16 protein-coding genes and 1 pseudogene are annotated in these 21819 nt (G+C 73.4%); 9 read left to right on the top strand and 8 right to left on the bottom strand.

Translation table 11 applies throughout. From position 1 onward, the window contains the following. Positions 1-47 precede the first annotated feature (47 nt). The 3 genes from ACZ7FF_RS06305 (at position 48) to ACZ7FF_RS06295 (ending at position 4062) form a co-directional block, all read left to right on the top strand. Positions 48-1214, top strand: coding sequence for an alanine--tRNA ligase-related protein (locus tag ACZ7FF_RS06305; RefSeq protein ID WP_470809946.1), 1167 nt, complete (start codon positions 48-50; stop codon positions 1212-1214). Between the two features lie 176 nt (positions 1215-1390). Further along, positions 1391-2965, top strand: coding sequence for a murein biosynthesis integral membrane protein MurJ (murJ, locus tag ACZ7FF_RS06300; protein ID WP_470810581.1), 1575 nt, complete (start codon positions 1391-1393; stop codon positions 2963-2965). A gap of 101 nt (positions 2966-3066) precedes the next feature. Then, the gene (locus ACZ7FF_RS06295) at positions 3067-4062 is read left to right on the top strand and encodes a phosphotransferase family protein (protein WP_470809944.1); all 996 of its coding nucleotides are present in this window, start codon (positions 3067-3069) and stop codon (positions 4060-4062) included. 22 nt (positions 4063-4084) lie between these two features. On the opposite strand, the gene ACZ7FF_RS06290 is transcribed toward ACZ7FF_RS06295, so the two are convergent. Then, entirely contained in the window at positions 4085-5110 is a 1026-nt protein-coding gene (locus tag ACZ7FF_RS06290; protein WP_470809942.1) for a Gfo/Idh/MocA family protein, read from the bottom strand. Positions 5111-5261: 151 nt separating this feature from the next. On the opposite strand from ACZ7FF_RS06290, the pseudogene ACZ7FF_RS06285 reads away from it, so the two are divergent. Continuing rightward, a pseudogene (locus ACZ7FF_RS06285) lies at positions 5262-5510 on the top strand (hypothetical protein); the annotation flags it as partial. Here the strand turns inward: ACZ7FF_RS06285 and ACZ7FF_RS06280 are convergent. Continuing rightward, positions 5402-6823, bottom strand: a complete 1422-nt coding sequence (locus ACZ7FF_RS06280; protein ID WP_470809941.1) for a lipase maturation factor family protein — start codon at positions 6821-6823, stop codon at positions 5402-5404. The pseudogene ACZ7FF_RS06285 and the gene ACZ7FF_RS06280 overlap by 109 nt on opposite strands. 101 nt (positions 6824-6924) lie before the next feature. Between ACZ7FF_RS06280 and ACZ7FF_RS06275 the strand changes: the two genes are divergently transcribed. The 3 genes from ACZ7FF_RS06275 (at position 6925) to ACZ7FF_RS06265 (ending at position 11375) form a co-directional block, all read left to right on the top strand. Next, positions 6925-8325 (top strand): DUF6777 domain-containing protein, encoded by a 1401-nt coding sequence (locus tag ACZ7FF_RS06275; protein WP_470809939.1) that lies wholly within the window; start codon positions 6925-6927, stop codon positions 8323-8325. 67 nt (positions 8326-8392) lie between these two features. Next, positions 8393-10471, top strand: a complete 2079-nt coding sequence (locus tag ACZ7FF_RS06270) for a SpoIIE family protein phosphatase (RefSeq protein ID WP_470809937.1) — start codon at positions 8393-8395, stop codon at positions 10469-10471. 40 nt (positions 10472-10511) lie between these two features. After that, positions 10512-11375 carry an Fpg/Nei family DNA glycosylase gene (locus ACZ7FF_RS06265; RefSeq protein WP_470809935.1) on the top strand — a complete coding sequence of 288 codons (864 nt, stop codon included), beginning with the start codon at positions 10512-10514 and terminating at the stop codon, positions 11373-11375. A 4-nt stretch (positions 11376-11379) separates the two neighbouring features. Here the strand turns inward: ACZ7FF_RS06265 and ACZ7FF_RS06260 are convergent, their stop codons facing one another. The 3 genes from ACZ7FF_RS06260 to ACZ7FF_RS06250 form a co-directional block, all read right to left on the bottom strand. Continuing rightward, the gene (locus ACZ7FF_RS06260; RefSeq protein ID WP_470809933.1) at positions 11380-12033 is read right to left on the bottom strand and encodes a zf-HC2 domain-containing protein; all 654 of its coding nucleotides are present in this window, start codon (positions 12031-12033) and stop codon (positions 11380-11382) included. Between the two features lie 184 nt (positions 12034-12217). Further along, complete coding sequence (locus ACZ7FF_RS06255) at positions 12218-12733, bottom strand: hypothetical protein (RefSeq protein ID WP_470809931.1); 516 nt, start codon at positions 12731-12733, stop codon at positions 12218-12220. A 143-nt stretch (positions 12734-12876) separates the two neighbouring features. Continuing rightward, positions 12877-13446 (bottom strand): sigma-70 family RNA polymerase sigma factor, encoded by a 570-nt coding sequence (locus ACZ7FF_RS06250; RefSeq protein ID WP_470809929.1) that lies wholly within the window; start codon positions 13444-13446, stop codon positions 12877-12879. Between the two features lie 245 nt (positions 13447-13691). On the opposite strand from ACZ7FF_RS06250, the gene ACZ7FF_RS06245 reads away from it, so the two are divergent. Continuing rightward, entirely contained in the window at positions 13692-14843 is a 1152-nt protein-coding gene (locus tag ACZ7FF_RS06245; RefSeq protein WP_470809927.1) for a CapA family protein, read from the top strand. On the opposite strand, the gene ACZ7FF_RS06240 is transcribed toward ACZ7FF_RS06245, so the two are convergent. Together ACZ7FF_RS06240 and ACZ7FF_RS06235 are read right to left on the bottom strand one after the other, a co-directional pair. Continuing rightward, on the bottom strand, positions 14844-16268 hold the full coding sequence (locus tag ACZ7FF_RS06240; RefSeq protein ID WP_470809925.1) for an APC family permease: 1425 nt from the start codon (positions 16266-16268) through the stop codon (positions 14844-14846). 255 nt (positions 16269-16523) lie between these two features. Beyond that, positions 16524-16994, bottom strand: coding sequence for a universal stress protein (locus ACZ7FF_RS06235; protein WP_470809924.1), 471 nt, complete (start codon positions 16992-16994; stop codon positions 16524-16526). A 109-nt stretch (positions 16995-17103) separates the two neighbouring features. Between ACZ7FF_RS06235 and lysX the strand changes: the two genes are divergently transcribed. Further along, the gene (gene lysX / locus ACZ7FF_RS06230; RefSeq protein WP_470809923.1) at positions 17104-20382 is read left to right on the top strand and encodes a bifunctional lysylphosphatidylglycerol synthetase/lysine--tRNA ligase LysX; all 3279 of its coding nucleotides are present in this window, start codon (positions 17104-17106) and stop codon (positions 20380-20382) included. Here the strand turns inward: lysX and ACZ7FF_RS06225 are convergent. Next, the gene (locus ACZ7FF_RS06225; protein WP_470809921.1) at positions 20327-21760 is read right to left on the bottom strand and encodes an MFS transporter; all 1434 of its coding nucleotides are present in this window, start codon (positions 21758-21760) and stop codon (positions 20327-20329) included. The two genes, lysX and ACZ7FF_RS06225, sit on opposite strands and share 56 nt — an antisense overlap. Positions 21761-21819: the final 59 nt, after the last annotated feature.

The raw sequence follows: 21819 nt of genomic DNA, 5'->3' as shown, positions 1-21819 counted from the left end.
CCCGTTCTCCGGTGTGCCTCCCCGCTCTGACGCGAAGGAGCCACCCCATGAAGACCGAGCAGCTCGTCCGCACGTTCGTCGAGTACTTCGAGGACCGCGGCCATCGCCGGATCACCGGCTCGACGCTCCTGCCACCGCCCGGCGACCCCATCCTGTTCACCACCGCCGGCATGCACCCGCTCATCCCGTACCTGGAGGGACGGCCCCATCCGCTGGGCAGACGCCTGGTCAACGTGCAGCGCTGCCTGCGCACCACGGACCTGGAGGAGGTCGGCGACGCCACCCATCTGACCGTCTTCGAGATGCTCGGCACCTGGTCCCTCGGCGACTACGAGGGCGGCACCAGTCTCGACTGGGGGTACCGGCTGCTCACCGAGGGGCTGGGCATCGATCCCGGCCTGCTGCACGCCACCGTCCATGGAGGCGACGAGCAGACCGGACCGGACTCCGCCTCGCTGCGGGTGTGGCAGGACCGCGGAGTTCCCGTCGAGCTCACCGGGGAGGACAACTGGTGGTCCAACGGACCGGTCGGCCCGTGCGGTCCGGACTCGGAGATCTTCCTGTGGACCGGTGACACCCCGCCCAGCTCGACGCCCACCCGCGACGACCGCTGGGTGGAGGTGTGGAACCACGTGATGATGCGGCACCGCCGCCTCCCGGACGGCTCCCTCGTGCCGCTGCCCCGGCGCAACGTCGACACCGGACTCGGCGTGGAGCGGCTCGCCTCGCTCCTCCAGGGCGGCTCGTCCGTGTTCGACTGCGACGTCTTCGACCCCTGGCGCCGCCATCTGCCGTCCCTGTGGCCGCTGGACGAACCGTCGCTGCGGCTGGCCTTCGACCATCTCCGCTCGGCCGTCGTGGTCATCGGCGACGGGGTGCTTCCGGCCAACACCGGACGGGGGTACGTGCTGCGCCGCCTGCTGCGGCGGGTGCTCACGGTGCTGTGGCGGGACGACCCCTCGCGCAGCCTCGGAGACCTCCCCGACGAGCCGGTCACCCACACCCTGGACCACTTCCGGCAGCAGAGGGACACCGCCGCCGTACGACGGCTGCTGCTGGAGGAGGAGCACCGGTTCGGCCGGCTCCTGGAGCACGGCCGGCGGGTGCTCGCCCGCCCCCGCTTCCGCGGCCCGCTGACGGACGGGGACCTCCACTACCTCCACGACACCCACGGCCTGCCCCGGGACCTGGTGACGAGTCTGCGGCAGGAGTGACACGGATGCGGGGGTCGTCCTGAACGGCCGTGGGGGCAGCGGGCGTTGGGACGTAGATTGTGACCGTGATCGAGAAGACACCGCCCGGGCGGCCGGGGCCGAGAGACACGATCCGCGGAAGGCACGCCGCTCCCAGGAGGGCGCAGGGGGGCGGGGTGCTGCGGACGTCGGTGCTGATGGCCGCCGGGACGGTGGTCTCGCGCGCCACGGGACTGATACGGCAGGTGCTGCAGGCCGCGGCGCTGGGCGCCGGGCTGCTGGCCACCACCTACAACCAGGCCAACACGGTGCCCACCAGCCTGTACTTCCTGCTGATCGGTGGCGCGCTGAACTCCGTCCTGGTTCCCCAACTGGTCCGGGCCCGGGCCCAGGACGCGGACGGCGGGGCCGCCTTCGAGCAGCGCCTGGTCACCCTCGTGCTGTGCGTCCTGGGCGTCGGCAGCGCGCTCGCCACCTGGGCCGCTCCCGAGATCATCAGCGTCTACCAGCGCGACACGCCGGCCACGCACGACGCGTTCGAGCTGACCGTGGTCTTCGCCCGCTTCCTGCTTCCGCAGATCTTCTTCTACGGCGTGTTCAGCATCTTCGGACAGGTGCTCAACGCGCGGAACCGGTTCGGGGCGATGATGTGGACCCCCGTCCTGAACAACCTCGTGCTGATAGGGATGTTCGGCCTGTACCTCGGCATGATGGCGGCGCCGGAGAAGGTCTCGGACATCACCGGTGCGCAGGTCCGGCTGCTCGGAACCGGGACCACCCTGGCGCTGGCCCTCCAGGCACTCGCCCTGGTCCCGTACGCCCGCGCGGCCGGATTCCGGTTCCGGCCGCGCTTCGACTGGCGCGGCACCGGTCTGCGCAGGAGCGTGGGCGCCGCGCGCTGGACCCTGCTGTTCGTGCTGGCCAACCTGGTCGCGAGCACCGTGGTCACCCGGCTGGCCTCCGCCGCGGACGCCGCCCTGCCCGACGACGGGGTCGGCTACACGGCCTACAGCTACGCGCAGCAGATCTGGATGCTGCCCCAGTCGATCGTCACCGTCTCCCTCGTCACCGCGCTCCTTCCCCGCATGAGCCGGGCGGTCGCCGAGCACCGGCTCGCCGACCTGCGCGCCGACCTGTCTCGCGCGCTCCGGGTCAGCGGCGTCGTCATCGTCCCGGCGGCGTTCTTCTTCGTCGCCTTCGGCCCGCAGATCGCCCAACTGCTGTTCGCCCACGGTGCCGCCCACCCCGGGGCGCTGCTCCCGCTCGGCCACATGCTGCAGGCCTTCGGCGTGGGGCTGATCCCGTTCTCCGCCCAGTACCTCCTGCTGCGCGGCTTCTACGCCTTCGAGGACACCCGTACGCCGTTCCGCATGGCGCTGTGGATCGGTGGCGTCGACATCGCGCTGGCCGTGGCCTGCCACCTGCTGCTGTCCCCCCGCTGGGCGGTCACCGGGATGGCCGCCGCCTACGCGCTGTCGTACGGCGTCGGACTGCTGCTCACGGCCCTGCGGCTCAGGCGGCGTACCGAGGGACTCCTCGACGGCCGGCGCGTCTGCCGTACCTACGCCAAGCTGACCGCGGCCGCCGTCGGAGCCGGGGCCGCCGGCCGGCTCCTCGCCCACGTCTCCGCCCGGGGGATAGCCCCCGGCTCCTGGACACCGGCCGTCTCCCTGGCCGCGGGCGGAACCGTCATGGCACTCCTCTTCCTCGTCTTCGCACGCCTCCTCCGGATCACGGAACTCCGCGCCCTCCCGGTGCCGGGCCTACGGTGACGCACCCGACGCGCTCGTCCCGGGGAAACCGGGGAGAAACCGATCGCCTCACACCTCGACGGGCGCGTAGGGTGCGCGGACTGTCGTGGCGGAGAGGTGGGGTGGACGTGGCGGGCCGGGGTGAGCGGCGGGAGCAGTTGGCCGGTGCGGTGCGGGCCGCGTTCGGGGGTGCGCGGCCGCTGGAGGCGGTCGAGCGGGTCGCGGGCGGGAGCAAGAAGGGCGTGTACCGCCTGATGATGGACGACGCGACGAGCGCGGTCGCCTATCTGTGGGACGACGCCGAGAACTACTGGCCGGCCGCCGAGGGCGACGACGATCCGGCCGACCCGTTCTCACCCGGTCTCGGGCTCGACCTGTTCGAGGCCGCGCATGCGCGGCTGGACGCGCTCGGCGTCCGCGTGCCGGAGATCCGCCTCGTCGACCGCGACGGCGTCCACTGCCCGGCCGACCTGGCGATCGTCGAGGACGTGCGCGGCGAGAGCCTGGAGCGGACGATCGCCCGGGATCCGCGCGCGGCCGCCCCGGTGCTGGCCCGGCTCGGCGAGGCGCTGGAAGCGATGCGGGGGCATCGGGCGCCGGCGTACGGCAAGGTGGCCGTGGTCGGGCGAGGGCGGACGTCGCGCGGGACGTCCTGCGAAGGCGTCGTACTGGACCGTGCGTTGCGGGACCTCACCGAGGCGGCGTCGCGGGATCCACGGATCGCGGCGGCGCGGGACCGGCTGGAGGAGCGGCTGCGTGTGCTGGCGGCGGCGGTACGACCGCGCGCCGAGTACGCGCTCGTGCACGGTGAACTGGGGCCCGATCATGTGCTGGTGGACGCGGACGGCACCCCCGTGCTGGTCGACATCGAGGGCACGATGTACTTCGACGTCGAGTGGGAGCACGTCTTTCTGCGGATCCGGTTCCAGGACGCCTACGGGCCGTTGGCGCTCCAGGGGCTGGACGGGGACCGGCTCGCGCTCTACACGCTGGCGCAGCGGCTCTCGCTGACGGCCGGCCCGCTGCGACTGCTCGACGGGGACTTCCCGGACCGGACGTTCATGGCGGGCATCGCCGAGCACAACCTGAGGGAGGCGCTGGAACTGGTGCAGCCGTGAACCCCGGCGCCTGCCGGCCCGGTCAGTCGGTGCCGCGCGGCGGGAGGCCGCCCGCGCGGTAGATCTCGTCCAGCACGGCCATGTTCGCGACGGCGTCCCCGGGCGAGGTGATGACCGGACCGCCGTCGAGCACGGCCGAGGCGAACGCCGCGAGTTGGCAGGCGTAGCTCGACGGGGTGCGGGGCAGGCGCTCGCGGCGTATCAGGCGCCGTCCCTCCGCGCGGGGAGCACGGACGGTGAGCCGGTGGAAGACGTGCGGCATCACGAAGTTGGTCACACTAAGTTCACCGGCCGAGCCCACCGCCCGGGCCCGGATCGCCAGCACGCGCCGGGACCACATCGACGCACGGACCCGGCCGGACGCCCCGCCCGGGAAGACGAGTTCGGCACTCATCGCACGGTCGACGCGCGGGTCCCGCCGCAGGGTCCGCATGCGGGCCCCGGCCACCGCCGGCTCGGCGCCGCCGAGCAGCCGGGCGACGTGCACCGCGTAGCAGCCGGCGTCCATGGTCGCCCCGCCCGCCAGCGCGTAGTCGTACCGGATGTCGCTGAAGCGGGGGAGCGGGAAGGACACCTCGGCCTCGACGTGCCGCAGCTCGCCGAGTTCGCCGCTCGCCACGATCTCGCGCATCCGCCCGGCGAGCGGATGGTGGCGGTAGTGGAAGGCCTCCATCACCACCAGGCCGCTGTGTTCGAACGCCGCGTCGGCGGCCTCCGCGACGCGCTCGGCCTCGGCGCGGTTGGCGGTGAACGGCTTCTCGCACAGCACGTGCTTGCCCGCCTCCAGCGCCTTCAGGGTCCACTCCGCGTGCAGCCCGTTGGGCAGCGGCACGTAGACGGCGTCCACCGACGGGTCGGCGAGCAGCTCCGCATAGCCGGCGTGGACGACGGGGATGCCGTGCCTGCGGGCGAACTTCCCGGCCCGAGCCTGGTCGCGAGCCGCGACGGCGGTCACGCTGACACGGGGTGTCTGCCGGGCAGGGGCGATCAGCGCGCTCGGCGCGACGGCGGCTGCTCCGAGCAGCCCGATCCTGAGGTGAGGGGGCATGGGGACGAGTGTGACGCGACGGCACCCGGGATGACCACCGTCCGGCCCCCGCCCGACACCGTCGCCCACCTCTCCGGCCTGGTCACCGAGGCCGCCCCGGCCGCCGGGACGCCCGTACACCGGCACCGCCCCGGAGGCCGTCGGGCCCAGCCGCCCGATGTCCGGCTCCGACCGGCCCGTCCGCACCCTGACCGCCGGGTACGGCCAAGTCATCGGCATCCCGATGGAGTTGACGGCCGCCCTGAGCCCGGCGGAGCGTGCGGTCGTGTACGAGGGCACCGCAGGACGCGTCTACGACCTCTGCACCTCCCCGGCCAGCCGTGTCGGCGGCAGATACTCCCGCACATACGTCCGCTTCCAGCACGCCCCGGTCTCCCGCAGTTCCGCCCAGGTGGTGTAGCGGTAGCGGAAGAGGCCGGCGCGGACGTAGCGGGGCGGGGTGTCCGGAGGGAAGGGGGAGCGGCGCAGCAGCCGCAGGGTGTCGCGGTCGTTCTCCAGCAGGCGCTCCACCAGGCCCCCGAACCACTCTCCCGCGTAGGCGGGCGACAGCGCGGCGAACCACATCAGCCAGTCCAGGCGCAGGTGGTAGGGCGCGAACTGGCGCGGCCAGTGGCCGGGCGGGCCGGGCTTGCCCCGGAACTCGTACTCCCGCCAGTCCGAGTCCTCCCGTGGCCGGTCGTCCAGCGTGCCCTCGACGACCACCTCGTAGCGGTCCCGGCTGACGCTGCCGAACGCGCCGTAGGTGTTCACCAGGTGCAGCGGGTCGAAGGAGCGGTTCATGACCTGGCGGCGGGAGACCATGTTCACCACCGGGTGGTAGCTGAGGCCCACCAGCAGCGCGCCGACCGCGAGCACCAGGACCTCGTACCACAGCGGCGCCGGCGGCACGGGCGGCGCCGCCACCGGGAGGCGCAGCGCGGACAGGGCCAGCACGACGGTGATCCAGTTCAGCCAGGAGAAGTTGCCCGAGAGCACCAGCCAGAGCTGCGTGACGATCATCAGGGCGGCCGCGGCCGAGGCGATCGGCTGGGGGGTGAACAGCAGGACCGGCACGGCCAGCTGGGTGACGTGGTTGGCGGCCACCTCCACCCGGTGCAGCGGCTTCGGCAGATGGTGGAAGAACCAGCTCAGCGGGCCCGGCATGGGCTGGGTCTCGTGGTGGTAGTACAGGCAGGTCAGCTTGCGCCAGCAGGCGTCCCCGCGCAGCTTGATCAGACCGGCGCCGAACTCGACCCGGAACAGGATCCAGCGCAGCAGGAACAGCACGACGACCGGCGGCGCCACCTCGTCGTTGCCGAGGAACGCGCCCAGGAAGCCCGTCTCCAGCAGCAGCGACTCCCAGCCGAACGCGTACCAGGTCTGGCCCACGTTCACCACCGACAGGTACAGCGCCCACGGCACCAGCCACAGCAGGACGGCCGCCCACAGCGGCAGCAGGGAGTCCGCCCCGGCCAGCAGCGCCGCCGACACCGCGCAGCCCGCCCAGGCCGCGACCGCGAAGAACCGGTCGGAGTAGTGCAGTTGGAACAGGCTCGGCGCCCGTCTGAACGGGATCCGCGCCACGTAGCGGGGGATCGGGAGCATGCCTCGCTCGCCCAGCAGGGCCCGGAACTGCAGGGCCGCCGTCAGGAACGCGACGAGATACACGGCTGCCAGGGCCCGCTGGAAGACCAGCCGGCTCAGCCAGTAGTCGGATGCGGTGAACCAGTCCACGGCCTCGTCGTCTCCATCGTGGCGTTGCCGCCGAGTTGCCAGCCAAAAGGGGGCAATGCAAACAATAGTGAGGAATTACCCACAGTGATGCGGAGTGCACGGTGCGCATACCCACCGGTTCCATCGTCACGGCCTGCGTGCTCTCGGCGGCGCTGCTCCTCGCGGGCTGCGCCGGCGCCGACGTCAAGCAGGCCCAGCTGGGCGAGGAGGTCTTCCTCCAGCCCTCCGCGGCCCAGGGGCCCGACCCGTTCACCGACTCCACGGCGACCGGCCCCACGGCCACCGGTTCGGCGAGGCCGACCGCCACGAACCGCACCGCCGACGTCAGCGCGCCGCCCGCCGGGCTCGCCGTCGCGCCCCTGGTGGCGGCGCGCACCCTGTCCGGAGGGACCCCCGGGCTCTACAGCGGCAGCGTGCACGTGGCCGGCTGCGACGTCGAGCGGCAGATAGGGCGGCTCGCGGCGGACCCGGCCAGGGGTGCCGCCTTCGCCCGCGCGGTCGGCGTCTCCGCTCCGGCCCTGCCGGGCTATCTGCGCGGCCTGACCCCGGTCCTGCTCCGCGGCGACACCCGTGTCACCAACCACGGTTTCCGCGGCGGGCGGGCGACCGGGTACCAGGCCGTGCTCCAGGCCGGTACCGCCGTCCTCGTCGACGACCGGGGCGTGCCCCGGGTGCGCTGTGCCTGCGGCAACCCGCTGCGCCCGCCCCAGGAATCCCACGGCGGCGTCGGCGCCCGGGGCACCGCCTGGTCCGGCTACCGGCCCAACCAGGTGATCGTGGTGACCCCGGCGCCGCAGACCGTCACCAGCCTGACGCTCGTCGACGTGGGGTCGAACACCTGGATAGAACGCCGGATCGGCCTCGACGTGGGCAAGGACCAGGTCGTGGCCCCGCCCCCCGCCTCCGCCTCCGCGTCCCCGGTCCCGGCGCTCACCGGTACCACCGGCCTCACGCTGACGGGCACCGCGCAGCCCGGCGCCCCCACGAGCCGGCCCGGCGTCGCGGCGGGCGAGACCGGCAGCGGGTCCCACGACGCCACCCGGCCGGCCCCCGACCCCACCACCGCCGGCTGCGTGCCCCTGGTGCTGCCGCAGCCGGCCGGCCGCGCGGACTGCCTCACGGCGCCCTCCGTCGCCGGTGACCGCACCGGGCCGGTGAACAGCGCGACGGGTCCCGGGAGCCAGGGCACCGCGCCGCCCGGCACGGCCCTCCCGCCGGCCCCGGCGCCGCTCGCCCCCTCGCAGCCGGACACCCCCGAGAAGACGGGCCCTTCCGGTGCCGCTGACGCCCCCGTGACGACCGGCCCTTCCGGTGCCGCTGACACCCCCGACGAGACCGCCCCGTCCGGTGCCGCGGACACCTCCGACGACATCGGCCCGCCCAGCGTTCCGGAGACCCCGGACACCCGTGACTTCGACGGTCTGATCCCGGACGTCCCCGCCGACTCCCCGGGCGTCACCGACAGCGTCCTCGACAGCCCCGCCGGTGTCCTCGACGGCTGAGCAGGGGCCGGGATCGCGCCCGTCCGACGGGGTCGAAGAATCAGCCGAATCCTGGCAAGGTGGCCCCATGGCTGATCGGGGAGGGCGTGCCCTGACACTCCCGGACGACTGGCCCGCCCACCCGGACCCGATCCTGGCGCTCAACCGCATGGGCACCTTCGACTGGGACCTGGACACGGGTCTTTTCCACATGGACGCCCAGGCGCACGAGGTGTTCGACCTGCTGCCCGAGGAGTACGACGGACGCCCCGAGTCCCTGGTCGTACGGGTGCCGCAGCCGGAGGCGGCCCGGCTGGACGCGGTGGTGGCCCGGGCCATCAAGGACGGCAGCGAGAACTACGGCGCCTACTTCTGCATCCGCTGCCGCGACGGCACCCCCCGCTGGACCCACACCCAGGGCTACATCCGCCGCGACACGACCGGCCGCCCGCGCCGCGTCGTCGGCATCGTGCGCGACGCCACCGAGGAGCTCGCCGACACCGCGCCCCGCAGCCTGCGCGCCGCCCAGGACGAGGCCTTCCGTCAGCAGACCAACGTCGTCCAGGTCATCTCCGCCGCCCTCGCCCACGCCCGCAGCGTCGAGGACGTCATCGACGTCCTCAAGAACACCCACGGCATCCGTCACCTCGGCGCCGCCAGCCTGGTGATGGGCCTGCTGGAGGCCGGCCGGATCCGGCTCGTCGCCGAGGGCCCCGCCACCGCCTCCGTGCCCGGCACCCGCGTCACCCGGACGGACGAGCCGTACCCGATGAGCGAGGTCGTCCGCACGCTCAGCCCGCGCTTCATCGAGTCCCCGGAGGAGTTCGCCGCGGGCTACCCGATCCTCTGGCCGCACCTCACCGGTCTCCACGTCACCTCCGCCGCCTACCTCCCGCTGATCGCCCAGGCCCGCCCGATCGGCGCGATGGGCCTGCTCTACAGCGACCGGCGCGGCTTCTCCGCGGAGGAGCGCGCCGTCCTGGTGGCCCTCGGCAGCAGCATCGCGCAGAGCATCCAGCGCGCCATGCTCTACGAGCAGGAGAAGGACCTCGCCCAGGGCCTGCAGCAGGCCATGCTGCCCCGCACCATCCCCAGCGTGCGCGGCGCCGACATAGCCGTGCGCTACCGGTCGGCCGCCCTGGGCCGGGACATCGGCGGCGACTGGTACGACCTGATCCCGCTGCCCGGCGGCCGGGTCGGCGCGGTCATCGGGGACGTCCAGGGCCACGACACGCACGCGGCGGCCGTGATGGGCCAGCTGCGGATCGTGCTGCGCGCCTACGCCGCCGAGGGGCACACCCCGGCGACCGTGATGGCCCGCGCCTCCGTCTTCCTCCACGAACTCGACACCGACCGCTTCGCCACCTGCCTGTACGCCGAGGCCGACCTGTCCACCGGGGTCGTCCAGGTGGTCCGCGCCGGGCACATCGACCCGCTGATCCGGGACGCCGACGGCAGCTGCCGCCGCATCCCCGTCGAGGGCGGGCTGCCGCTCGGCCTGTCCGCCGAGTTCGGCCGGCTGGCGTATCCCGTCTCCACCGTCGAACTCGACCCCGGCGACACCCTGCTGCTGTGCACCGACGGGCTCGTCGAGCAGCCCGGCGCCGACCTCGACGACGGCATGCGGGCCCTGGCGGACCGCATCTGCGAGGGCCCCGGCGACGTGCGCGCGCTCGCCGACCGGCTGATCCAGCTGGCCGAGGAGCAGGGCGGCGACGACGACGTGGCCCTGCTCCTGCTGCGCCGCAACGTCCCGGAGGCGGCCCGGCCCGGCGGCCGGCTCCAGCAGCACGTGGCGCCCGGGGACCCCGAGGCCCTCACCCAGGCCCGGCACATGATCCGCGCCGCCGTCCGCGCCTGGGGCGCCGGCGACCGGGCCTACGAGGTCGAGCTGGTCGCCGACGAGCTGATCACCAACGCCCTGATGCACACCGAGGGTGCCGCGATCGTCACCCTGCGGGCCCTGGACACCGCCGACCGCAAGCTCCGCATCGAGGTGGAGGACTCCTCCAGCGCCCTGCCGCGCCGCCGCGACGCGGGGGAGAACGGCGTCTCCGGCCGGGGCCTGCTCCTCGTGGACCGGCTCGCCGACGCCTGGGGCGTGGAGGCCCGCGGCGGCGGCAAGGCCGTGTGGTGCGAGTTCCGGCTGACCGAGGGCGGCGGGTGAGCCGGGAGGCGTTGTCGGTGCCGGATGGCACTCTGGACGTATGCCGGAACTGCCCGAGGTAGAAGCGCTGACGGACTTCCTCGCCGAGCACCTGGTCGGCCGCCGGGTGGTGCGGGTGCTGCCCGTCGCCGTCAGCGTCCTGAAGACGTACGACCCTCCCGTCACCGCCTTCGAGGGCGGCCGGGTCACGGCCGTGCGCCGGCACGGCAAGTTCCTGGACCTGGAGGCGGACGGCGGACTGCACCTGGTGACCCATCTGGCCCGCGCGGGCTGGCTCCAGTGGAAGGACCGGCTCCCCGACGGCCCGCCCAAGCCGGGCAAGGGCCCGCTGGCGCTGCGGGTGGCGCTGGAGACGGGCGAGGGTTTCGACCTCACCGAGGCCGGCACCCAAAAACGCCTCGCGGTGTACGTGGTCCGCGACCCGGGAGAGGTGCCGGGCATCGCCCGCCTCGGACCCGACCCGCTCGCGGCCGACTTCGACGAGGCCCGGCTCGCCGCCCTCCTGACGGACGAGAGACGCCGACTGAAGGGCGCCCTGCGCGACCAGTCCCTGATCGCCGGCATCGGCAACGCCTACAGCGACGAGATCCTGCACGCGGCGAGGATGTCCCCGTTCAAGCTGGCCGCGACCCTCACCCCGGAGGAGACCCACCAGCTGTACGAGGCGCTGCGCACCACCCTCACCGAGGCGGTCGAGCGTTCCCGGGGCGTGGCCGCCGGGCGGCTGAAGTCCGAGAAGAAGAGCGGACTGCGCGTCCACGGCCGCACCGGCGAGGCCTGCCCGGTGTGCGGCGACACCATCCGCGAGGTCTCCTTCAGCGACTCCTCGCTGCAGTACTGCCCCACCTGTCAGACGGGCGGCAAGCCCCTCGCGGACCGCAGACTCTCCCGGCTGCTGAAGTGAGCGGCTAACGCGCGGTGAGCGTCACCAGGTGCTGTCCGTCCTGGGTGCGCACCTCGTAGCGGGCGATCTGGTCCGGGTGCATCGCGGAGGCCCCGAGCGCCGTGAGCAGGGGGGCGCCGTGGCCGGAGTCGGTCCAGGTGCCGGCGACCTGCTCGGAGCCGTCGCGGCCCACGACGACGAGCCGGCAGGTGTGCGGGCCGGTGCCGTCCTTCACCCGCAGCCGCAGCTGACTGCCCCCGTTCCCGTCCGCGGCCCGCACCTCGGCCCACACCCCGGTGTGCGGATCGGTCGCCGTGACGACCCCGGCCGCGGGGCCGTCGTGGTTCGTGAAGGCCACGATCCCCGGTCCGGCCACGGCCAGCACCACGGAGGCGGCCAGCCCGTACAGAAATCGGCGGCGCTGCGCCCGGCGCCGACGACCCAGCTCGCCGAGCAGCCGGTCCAGCAGCCGGGGACCGGGCTGGGCCATGGGGTGCACGAAGCGCGGGGTGGCGCGCCGGTACAGCATCAACTGCCGTGCCGCGGGCCCGAATTCGGTCACCTGTGCAGCGCACTGGGGGCACTCCATGAGGTGGTCCTCGAAGCGGAAGGCCTCCGCCTCGTCCAGCACGCCGAGCGCGTACGCGCCGACGTCGCGATGCCGTTCCAGGGACCTCATGCCGAATCCTCGTGCCGAAGGGTGTGGGTGGGGTTACTCCTTGCTCCCACCCGTACGCAGCCGACAGCCGAATCACTCAAGGCACCCACAGAATCGCGGGCAAGAGATTCGGAGCGGCCCGGCCCGCGGATTGGTCGGATTCCGGAAAACTTCCGGAACCCGGCCGGGGCGGGCCGGACGGCCCTCAGAACAGATGGATGGCGAGGTGCCCCAGGGGCAGCCCGAGCCGCCAGGCCGGGGTCCACACCTTCGGCCCGTCGTCCTCGCCGACCAGCGCGCCGCCGCCCGGCACCGCGTCCAGGTCCGGCGCCAGCAGCTCCGTCTCCTCCAGCCAGCGCCAGGCGTCCGCCGCCAGCGCCAGATCGGGGGAGGGGGTGCCGGAGCCGGCGGCCAGGTCGGTCAGTTCGGCCATGCGCTCGCTCACCCAGTCCCGCCACGGCTGGTCGTAGGCGGTCAGCGACAGCCAGTGCTCCAGCTGGGAGATCACCCGGATGCCGGAGAGCTCCCCGTCGGTGTCGGACAGGAAGACGGTCAGCGCCAGCGCGTCCCGGCCGGCCCGGAACTCGAACGACGTCGGTGGCATCAGATCGCCGGTGCGCAGCAGTTCGTCGGCGATGTACTCGGCGTACAGCCAGGCCATGGGGACGGCCAGTTCACCGCCACCGGTGCCGTCCGTGCTCTCGTGACCTCTGTGCAGCATTCCTTCCTGCCCTTCCTCCGGTGCTTGCGCGTCGCCCGAACCCCGGGACCCGCCCCCCGCCCGGAACATGGATGAGGACAGCCCATTGCCCGAACGGGGGGCACAGCAAGGCGCTTTACCGAGGTTTGACCAGGTTCCCGGTTTCACCGCAGGTCGTTTGTATAACCCGGAAGGACCCGGCGCAGGGCGCGGAGCGCGTAGAACGCGCGGGACTTCACGGTACCGGGTGGAATGCCGAGGGTCTGCGCCGCTTCCGCCACACTGGCACCCAGGAAGCACACGAGCACCAGGACGTCACGGTGTTCCTGCGTGAGTGTCTTCACAGCCTCCCGGACGTCCAGCGCCGCGGCGGCCCGCTCGGCGTGGTCCGCGGTGATCCGCGCACCCTCCGGGACGCCCTCGCCGACCTCGGGCGGCCGCGCCTGCCGGGCCCGCCGGGCGTCGATCGCGAGCCGCCGGGCGACGGTCAGCAGCCAGGGCCGCACCGAGTCGAAGCCGGTGGCGTGCAGCGCCTCCGGGTGCTGCCAGGCGCGCAGCAGCGTCTCCTGGGCGAGGTCCTCGGCGCGCTGCCGGTCCCCGTCGCAGAGCCGCAGCAGCAGGGCGAACAGGGGGCCGCCGTGCTCGCGCTGGAGCGCGGCCGGCTCGTGCTCGGCGATGGTCGTACCGCCGGTCGGCGGTGTCGTCGCGTGGCTCAGTGAGGTCCCGGTCGTCATGGCCGTATCGCAGCGCGGGCGGGGCCCGGGGGACAGGGGGCGCGCACGGCTCTGCGACGGACGGTCGATCGCGTCGGCGAACGGTAGGGCGAGCGGTCGGGGCGCCGCTCCGGGGTGGCTCCGGATGGGTCAATGAGAGTACCTGGACTGCTTATACGGAGAGTCGCCTTTATACCTATATGCCCGTCACGGCAATGTCTGCGGAGACGACGTCCGTACCGACGAAACGATCCTGGGGTGAACCGATGATCAGACGCAGGCACCAGGTGGCCCTGGCCCTGACCGCCGTCCTCGCGGCCGCGGCCGCCTGCCAGAACCAGGAGCGGCAGGACTACGGCCGCAACGGAGCGCCGGGGCCCGCCGTCACCCGCGGCTTCACCCTCGTCGCCTCCGGTGACGTGCTGGCGCACCCCTCCGTGGTGGACCACGCCGCCTACGACGCCCACGGGGACGGCTACGACTTCCGGCCCATGCTCCTCGGCGTAGAACCCGTTGTCCGCCGTGCCGACCTGGCGCTGTGCCACATGGACACCGTCTTCGGCGCCCCCGGGGAGCGCTCCGGGTTCCCCGTGCTCAAGGCCCCGCCACAGCTGGCCCTGGGCCTCGCCGAGACCGGCTACGCCGGCTGCTCCACCGCCTCCGACCACGCCCTCGACGACGGCGGGCCCGGCATCCGGCGCACCCTGGAGGTCATGGACGCGGCGGGCCTGCAGCACGCCGGGACCGCCCGCACCGAGGCCGAGGCCCGCTCCGTGACCGTCTACCAGGCCGGTCCGGCGAGGGTCGCGCACCTGTCGTACACCCTGGACACCGACGACCACCCGCTGCCGGCCGGGGCGCCCTGGGCGGTCAGCCTGACCGACCCGGACCGGATGATCGCCGACGCGCGGGCCGCCCGGCAGGCCGGCGCCGACGTGGTCGTGGTCTCCGTGCAGTGGGGCACCGAATGGCAGGACGCCCCCGACCCGGCGCAGCTCACCCTCGCCCGGCGGCTCACCGCCTCCACCTCCGGCGGCCGGCCCGACATCGACCTGATCCTCGGCACCCACGCCCATGTCGCGCAGCCGTACGAGAAGGTCAACGGCACCTGGGTGGCCTACGGCCTGGGCGACCAGATCGCCGGCGAGATGTACAACGACCGGGGCGCCCGGGACCCGCGCGGCGACGAGTCCGTCATCGGCCGCTTCACCTTCGCCCCGCCCGCCCGGCCGGGCGGCCGCTGGCAGGTGACGCGGGCCGAGTTCGTCCCGCAGATGTACGACGTCGACGCCGGCCGCGTCCTCGACGTCAACCGGGCCATCACCGAGGGCGCCGACCTCGGCGGGGTGCGCGACCGGCTCCGGGACGTGGTGCTCAGCCGCGGCGCCGCCAAGGACGGCCTGGTCATGGGGGAATGATCACTCGGCGGGCGGCTGCCCGGCCAGCGCCGAGCGCTTGTACGAGTAGCTGAAGTAGATCACGCAGCCGATCACGAACCACACCGCGAACCGCACCCACGTCTGCCACTGGAGGAACGTGATCAGCCAGATCGAGAAGACGATGCCCAGCGCGGGCACGAACGGCATCCATGGCGTGCGGAAGGTGCGCGGCAGGTCCGGACGCCGGTAGCGCAGCCTGATCACCGCCGCGCACACCACGACGAACGCCAGCAGGATGCCGATGTTGGTCAGCTCGGCCGCCTCGGCGATCGGCAGGAACCCGGCGATCAGGCCCGACGCCGCCCCCACGATCCAGGTCACCCGGGTCGGCACGTGCCGCGTCGGGTGCGTCTTGGCGAACCACCGGGGCAGCAGGCCGTCCCGGGACATCGCGAACCACACCCGGGTCACGCCCAGCATGAAGGTGAACATCACCGTCAGGATGCCGATGATCGCGCCGACCGCGATAACGTCCGCGAGCCCGCTCAGCCCGACCGACTTGAACGCCGACGAGAAACCGCTCTCCGGGTCGATGTCCTTGTAGTTCTGCATGCCGGTCAGCACCAGGCAGGCCGCCACGTACAGCACCATGGAGATCGCCAGCGAGTAGATGATCGCCTTCGGCATGTGCCGCTGCGCGTCCTTCGACTCCTCGGCCGCCGTCGACATCGCGTCGTAGCCGAACACCGCGAAGAACACCGTCGCGGCACCCGTGAAGGCGCCGCTGACGCCGAAGGGGAAGAAAGGGTGGTAGTTCGCGCTGTTGATGTGGAAGACGCCCACCACGATCACCAGCAGCACCACCACCACCTTCAGCGCGACCACGAACGTCTCGAAACGCGCCGCGCTGCGGATGCCCTGGTTCAGCAGCCATGCGATCAGCAGGCACAGCACGACCGCGAACAGGTCCACCCGGTGGCCGGGCCCGGTGCCGGGCGCGCCCAGCATCCAGTGCGGCAGGTTCGCGCCCATCTCCTCGACCAGGAAGCCGAAGTACCCGGAGATGCCGATCGCGACGACCGCCACGATCGCCGTGTACTCGAGCAGCAGGTCCCAGCCGATGAACCAGCCCGCGAACTCGCCGAGCACCGCGTAGCCGTAGGTGTAGGCCGACCCGGCCTTCGGGATCAGCCCGGCGAACTCGGCGTAGGACAGCGCGGCGCACGCGCTCGCGACACCGGCGATCAGGAAGGACACCAGCACCGCGGGCCCGGCCGTGCCGTGGGCCACCGTGCCCGCGAGCGTGAAGATGCCCGCGCCGATGATGCCGCCCACGCCGATCGCCGTGAGCTGCCACAGCCCGAGCGACCTCTCCAGCCGGGGGCCTTCGCCGACCTCGGTCTCCTCGATGTGCTCAATGGGTTTGCGGCGGAGAATCCCCTCACCCGGGCGGAGCCTTGCCATGTGCCTCACCTCTTCGCCGACGGCAAACGGCTGACGGCCGATCATGATGGCTCAGCGCCGCGCCGCTGGGAAGACACCACGCAGGGCCCGGTTCCGGCGGCCATGCGTGCGAGGCCGGCCGGAGCGCCGTACGGGCGGGGTGCCGGGCCCGGAACGGCGGTCCGCGCCGACGGCAGGATTCCACAACCACTGGTTGTGGAAGCAGGGGCCATACCCGCGTGCCGGCCCGGCCCCGCCGGGGTCCCGCGACGGGCCTTACGGGACGACCGTCACCGGCCACCGCCCGGCCTTCACCAGCCGGACCGCCACCGACCCGACGATCCGGTGACCGGCCTGCTCCGAGGCGCCCACCACGACCGCGTCCGCCTTGAGCTCGTCGGCCGCCTTCACCAGACCGTTGTACGGATCACCGCGGAAGGTGTGGAACTCCCAGCGCACCTCGAATATCCCCCTGACCCGCTCGGCCGCCTCACGGATGTAGGCGACCAGGTCCTCGGCGATCGCGTCGGTCGTCTCCGCCACCGGCGCCCCCAGGGCCGCCCCGGCCGCGAGCACCGGCTGCACGTACACGACGGCCAGCAGCGCGCCCTGGCGCCGGGCCAGACCACCCGCGTAGGCGGCGGCGCGCAGCGAAGAGTCCGAACCGTCCATCCCGACCACGATGACCTTCGGACCGTCCGTGCCCCGCTCGAACCGGTGCGAGCGCTGTTCGTGCTGTTCCGTCACGGGGCCGAGGCTATCGGAACCGGAGGTTCCCGCCGAGGCGCGGTACCTCCCCGGATCCCGGGCGGCTCTCGACGGGCGAGCCGCCCGGCCCCTTCCTAGAGTCGGAACCATGACTGCCACCGTGGAGCCCGCCGCACACAGGGACGCCACGGCCCCGATACGCCCGCCCGCGGGCCGGCGCCTCGGCTGGGTGCCGGAGGCCTTCGCGACCTTGTTCGCCGCCCTCGGCCTGCTGTGCGCGCTGCTCGCGCTCATCGGACCGCTGCGCGCCCTGCTCCGCCCGGTCGTGCACGCCCTCGACCTGCTGCTGGTGCCCATCAGCGCCAACCTCGCCTACGCGGTCTTCCTGTTCCTGCTGGCCGCCGCCATCGCCGCCCGCAAGAAGGTCGCCTGGTGGCTGGTCGTCGTCTACCTGGGGCTCGTCGTCCTCACCGACGCGCTCGGCGTGGCCGTCGGCCTGTACACCCAGTCGCTGCCGTCCCTGGTGCTGTGCGGGCTGCTGCTGCTCCTGCTGATCGTGGCCCGCGGGCAGTTCTACGCCGCCTCCCGCCGCGGTGCCGTGTGGCGGGCGCTCGCCGTGCTGCTGGGCGGACTCGTCGTGGCGATCCTGCTCGGCTGGGGCCTGGTCATGCTGTTCCCCGGCACCCTCCCGTCCTACCAGCACCTGGCCTGGGCGGCCGACCGGGTGTGCGGCGGCCTGGTCCCGGCCAGCTCCTTCGGCGGCCGGCCGCCGCGCAAGGTCACCTTCCTGCTCGGCCTGCTCGGCGCGCTCGCCCTGCTCAACGCCGCCGCCACCCTCTTTCGTTCACAGCGCCTCGAAGCCGCCCTGCACGGCGACGAGGAGGCCCGCATCCGCGCCCTGCTCAGGGCCTACGGCGCGCGGGACTCCCTCGGCTACTTCGCCACCCGCCGCGACAAGGCCGTCGTCTTCTCGCCCAGCGGCAAGGCCGCCGTCACCTACCGGGTCGAGGCCGGGGTCTGCCTGGCCAGCGGCGACCCCGTCGGGGACCGGGAGGCCTGGCCGCACGCCATCGCCGCCTGGCAGGACGTGGCCCGCCGCTACGCCTGGGCGCCCGCCGTGATGGGCGCCTCCGAGGACGGCGCCCGCGCCTACGCCCGCGCGGGGCTCGGCGCCCTGCAACTGGGTGACGAGGCGATCGTGCACACGGCCGCCTTCGACCTGGACGGCCGGGACATGCGGGTCACCCGGCAGGCCGTGCACCGGGTCCGCCGCACCGGCGCCACCTGCCGCATCCGCCGCCACGCGACCCTCACCGAACGGGAGATGGAGGAGATCGTCGACAAGGCCGACGCCTGGCGGGACACCGAGACCGAGCGCGGCTTCTCCATGGCCCTGGACCGGCTCGGCGACCCCTTCGACGGCGACTGCCTGCTGGTCGAGGCCCTCGGCGACGACGGCCGGCTCCTCGCCCTGCTGTCCTTCGTGCCCTGGGGGCGCGACGGCGTCTCCCTCGACCTGATGCGCCGTGACCGGGCCGCACCCAACGGGGTCATGGAATTCATGGTCGCCGAACTCTGCGCGGCCGCGCCCAAGCTGGGCGTACGCCGGATCTCGCTGAACTTCGCCGTGTTCCGGTCCGTCTTCGAGGAGGGCGCCCGCATCGGCGCCGGACCGGTGCTGCGGCTCTGGCGCCGTCTGCTGCTGTTCTTCTCCCGCTGGTGGCAGCTGGAGGCCCTCTACCGCTCCAACGCCAAGTACCACCCGGAGTGGTACCCGCGCTTCATCTGCTACGGCGAGACCGGCTCCCTGGCCCGTATCGGCCTTGCCTCCGGCATCGCCGAAGGCTTCGTCCCCGTACCTTCGTTGCGCAAACTCTGGGGAAAGGGGCACCCGAAGAGCGGACAGCGGCCCGCCACCACGGAGGGCCTGCCGTCTCTGACGGCGCTCGGCCTCGACGGAGGGGACGAGGCCGGGCCCGTCGCACCCGACGCCGGCCTGCCCGAACAGGTCCGGGTCCGCCACCACAAGCTCGACCGGCTGCGCGCCACCGGCACCGACCCCTACCCGGTCGGCCTGCCCGCCCCCACCCACGCCCTCGCCGACGTCCCGCCCGACACCGACGTCACGGTGGCCGGACGCGTCATGCTGGTCCGCGACTTCGGCGGCATCGTCTTCGCGGTCCTGCGCGACTGGTCCGGCGACCACCAGATCGCCCTCACCCGCGACCGGTCGGGCGCCGCCCTCGACCGCTTCACCGTCGACACCGACATCGGCGACCACGTCACCGTCACCGGCCGCGCCGCGCTGAGCGACCGGGGCGAGCCCACCGTCTTCGCCACCTCCTGGCAGCTCACCGGCAAGTGCCTGCGCCCGCTGCCCGACAAGCGCCGGGGCCTCGCCGACCCCGAGGCCAGGGTCCGCCGCCGCTACCTCGACCTGGTCATCAGCCCCGACGCCCGCGCCGTGGTCCGCGCCCGCTCGGTCGCCGTACAGGCCCTGCGCCAGGGCCTGCTGGACCGCGGCTTCCTGGAGGTCGAGACGCCGATGCTCCAGCAGATCCACGGCGGCGCCAACGCCCGCCCCTTCACCACCCACATCAACGCCTACGACCTCGACCTCTACCTGCGCATCGCCCCCGAGCTGTATCTGAAGCGGCTGTGCGTCGGCGGCCTGGAGAAGGTCTTCGAGATGGGCCGCACCTTCCGCAACGAGGGCGTCTCCTACAAGCACAACCCCGAGTTCACGATGCTGGAGGCCTACCAGGCGCACGCCGACTACGACGTCATGCTCGACCTCACCCGCGAGCTGATCCAGGGCGCCGCGACCGCGGCCTTCGGCGCCCCCCTGGCCCGCAAGGACGGCCGGGAGTACGACATCTCGGGGCCCTGGCCGGTCAGGACCGTGTACGGCGCCCTGTCCGAGGTGCTGGGGGAGGAGATCGGCCCGGGCACCGAGCTGCTGCGGCTGCACCGGCTGTGCGACCGGGCGGGCGTGCCGTACATCGCCGACGACGGGCCCGCCGACGTCGTCCTGGAGATGTACGAGCGGCTCGTCGAGGAACGCACCGTCCTGCCCACCTTCTACAAGGACTTCCCGACCGACGTCTCCCCGCTGACCCGGCAGCACCGCACCGACCCGCGCCTCGCCGAGCGCTGGGACCTCGTCGCCTTCGGCACCGAACTCGGCACCGCCTACTCGGAGCTGACCGACCCCGTCGAACAGCGCCGCCGGCTCACCGAGCAGTCGCTGCGCGCCGCCGGCGGAGACCCGGAGGCCATGGAGCTGGACGAGGACTTCCTCCAGGCCCTCGACTACGCGATGCCCCCGACCGGCGGCCTCGGCATCGGCGTCGACCGGCTCGTCATGTTCCTCACCGGACTGACGATCCGGGAGACGCTGCCGTTCCCGCTGGTGCGCCGCCGCTGACCCCCGGAGCCGGACCGGCGCCCGGCACGCGCTGCCGGGGCAGGGTCAGCAGCGCCACCGCCGCGGCGGCCAGGGACAGCGCCACGCCGAGCTCGAAGCAGTCACGGACGGCGCTCCCGATGACGGCGCCGTACGCCTTGCCGTCGCCGATGCCGGAGGACGCCTGCTGGCGGCTCACGGTGGTGACGATGCCGACGAACAGCGAGACGCCGAGGCCGGCGCCGAGCTGCCGGGACGAGTTCAGCCCCTGCGGCAGGGCACCGCTCCCGGACCGGCCGAAACTCACCGGCAGCGCCAGCACCCCGCAGCCGAACGCGACCAGCAGCAGCGGCAGCAGCACGTCGGCGAACCCGAAGGCGCTCTCCCGGCTCAGCAGCACGAACCCGGCGGCCGCCACGGCGCAGGCCCCGGCCACCGTGGCCGCGAGGCCGGCGCGGGCCGCGAGCGCGGGCAGCGCCAGCCAGCCCAGCACCACCCCGGCGACCGCGGACAGCAGGGCCCAGCCGACCCGCATCACGGACAGACCGCCGAGCAGCTGCAGCGCCAGGGTGAGGGCGAACACGACACCCGCCAGACACGACGCCAGCAGCGCCACCACCGTGTACGCGCCGAACGCGGCGCGCTCCCGGTTCAGCCGGGTGAACAGCGCCGGCACCCGCTCGCCGCGGCCGAACCAGCCCAGCGAGGACGGCAGCAGGGCTCCGGCCACGGCGATCACGATGATCGTCGTGGAGGACAGGTCCCGGTCCCCGAGCCAGTCGGCGAACCAGGCCAGGAAGCCCAGCGGGACGACACCGAGCGCTGCCCGGCCCACCCGGGCCGGGGCACCGGGCAGGGGCGCGGACTCGGCGAGCGCCACCGGGGTCAGCACCAGGAGCACCGCCCCGACGGCGGCCTGCACCCAGAACACCGTCTCGCCCCGCACCGCGACGTCCAGCAGCAGGGCGCAGGGCAGCAGCACGGCCGGCGCGGCACACGCGACGACCGCGAAGTGCACGCTCAGCGCGCGGTCCCGGCCCGGTCCCCGCGGATGCGTCGAGTCGATCAGCGCGAGCGAACCGGCCGTGATCGCCGCCGCCGCGACGCCCTCCACCGCCCGCGAACCGAGCAGCACCGTGGCGTCCGACGTCACCGCCGGTGCCACGGCGGCGAGGGTGGACAGCGCGAGTCCGCCCATCAGCACCCGCCGCTGCCCGAGCGCCTCGCCGAGCGCCACCGCGAGCACCGGCAGCGCGGCGAAACACACGCTGTACGTGGTCAGCAGCCAGGTCAGCCCCTCGAAGGACAGCCTCGACCGCGCCTCGATCCACGGCAGCCCCACGGTGAACACCGTGGTGTCGAACACGACCAGTACCTGGGCGACGGCCAACAGCACCACCGCGAGCCCCCGCCGCCGTGGCCCGTTTTCTCCCCCGTGCGTCAACTCGCTCCGCTCCC

It is taken from the genome of Streptomyces sp. NPDC037126 (genome assembly GCF_055605965.1).
This window is presented reverse-complemented; position numbering and strand designations above follow the sequence as displayed.

Excerpts from the sequence above, each read along its gene's own strand:
- ACZ7FF_RS06305 (WP_470809946.1), top strand. The coding sequence starts at position 48 with ATGAAGACCGAGCAGCTCGTCCGCACGTTCGTCGAGTACTTCGAGGAC.
- murJ (WP_470810581.1), top strand. The coding sequence starts at position 1,391 with ATGGCCGCCGGGACGGTGGTCTCGCGCGCCACGGGACTGATACGGCAG.
- ACZ7FF_RS06290 (WP_470809942.1), bottom strand. The coding sequence starts at position 5,110 with ATGCCCCCTCACCTCAGGATCGGGCTGCTCGGAGCAGCCGCCGTCGCG.
- ACZ7FF_RS06270 (WP_470809937.1), top strand. The coding sequence starts at position 8,393 with ATGGCTGATCGGGGAGGGCGTGCCCTGACACTCCCGGACGACTGGCCC.
- ACZ7FF_RS06265 (WP_470809935.1), top strand. The coding sequence starts at position 10,512 with ATGCCGGAACTGCCCGAGGTAGAAGCGCTGACGGACTTCCTCGCCGAG.
- ACZ7FF_RS06260 (WP_470809933.1), bottom strand. The coding sequence starts at position 12,033 with ATGAGGTCCCTGGAACGGCATCGCGACGTCGGCGCGTACGCGCTCGGC.
- ACZ7FF_RS06255 (WP_470809931.1), bottom strand. The coding sequence starts at position 12,733 with ATGCTGCACAGAGGTCACGAGAGCACGGACGGCACCGGTGGCGGTGAA.
- ACZ7FF_RS06250 (WP_470809929.1), bottom strand. The coding sequence starts at position 13,446 with ATGACGACCGGGACCTCACTGAGCCACGCGACGACACCGCCGACCGGC.
- ACZ7FF_RS06245 (WP_470809927.1), top strand. The coding sequence starts at position 13,692 with ATGATCAGACGCAGGCACCAGGTGGCCCTGGCCCTGACCGCCGTCCTC.
- ACZ7FF_RS06240 (WP_470809925.1), bottom strand. The coding sequence starts at position 16,268 with ATGGCAAGGCTCCGCCCGGGTGAGGGGATTCTCCGCCGCAAACCCATT.
- lysX (WP_470809923.1), top strand. The coding sequence starts at position 17,104 with ATGACTGCCACCGTGGAGCCCGCCGCACACAGGGACGCCACGGCCCCG.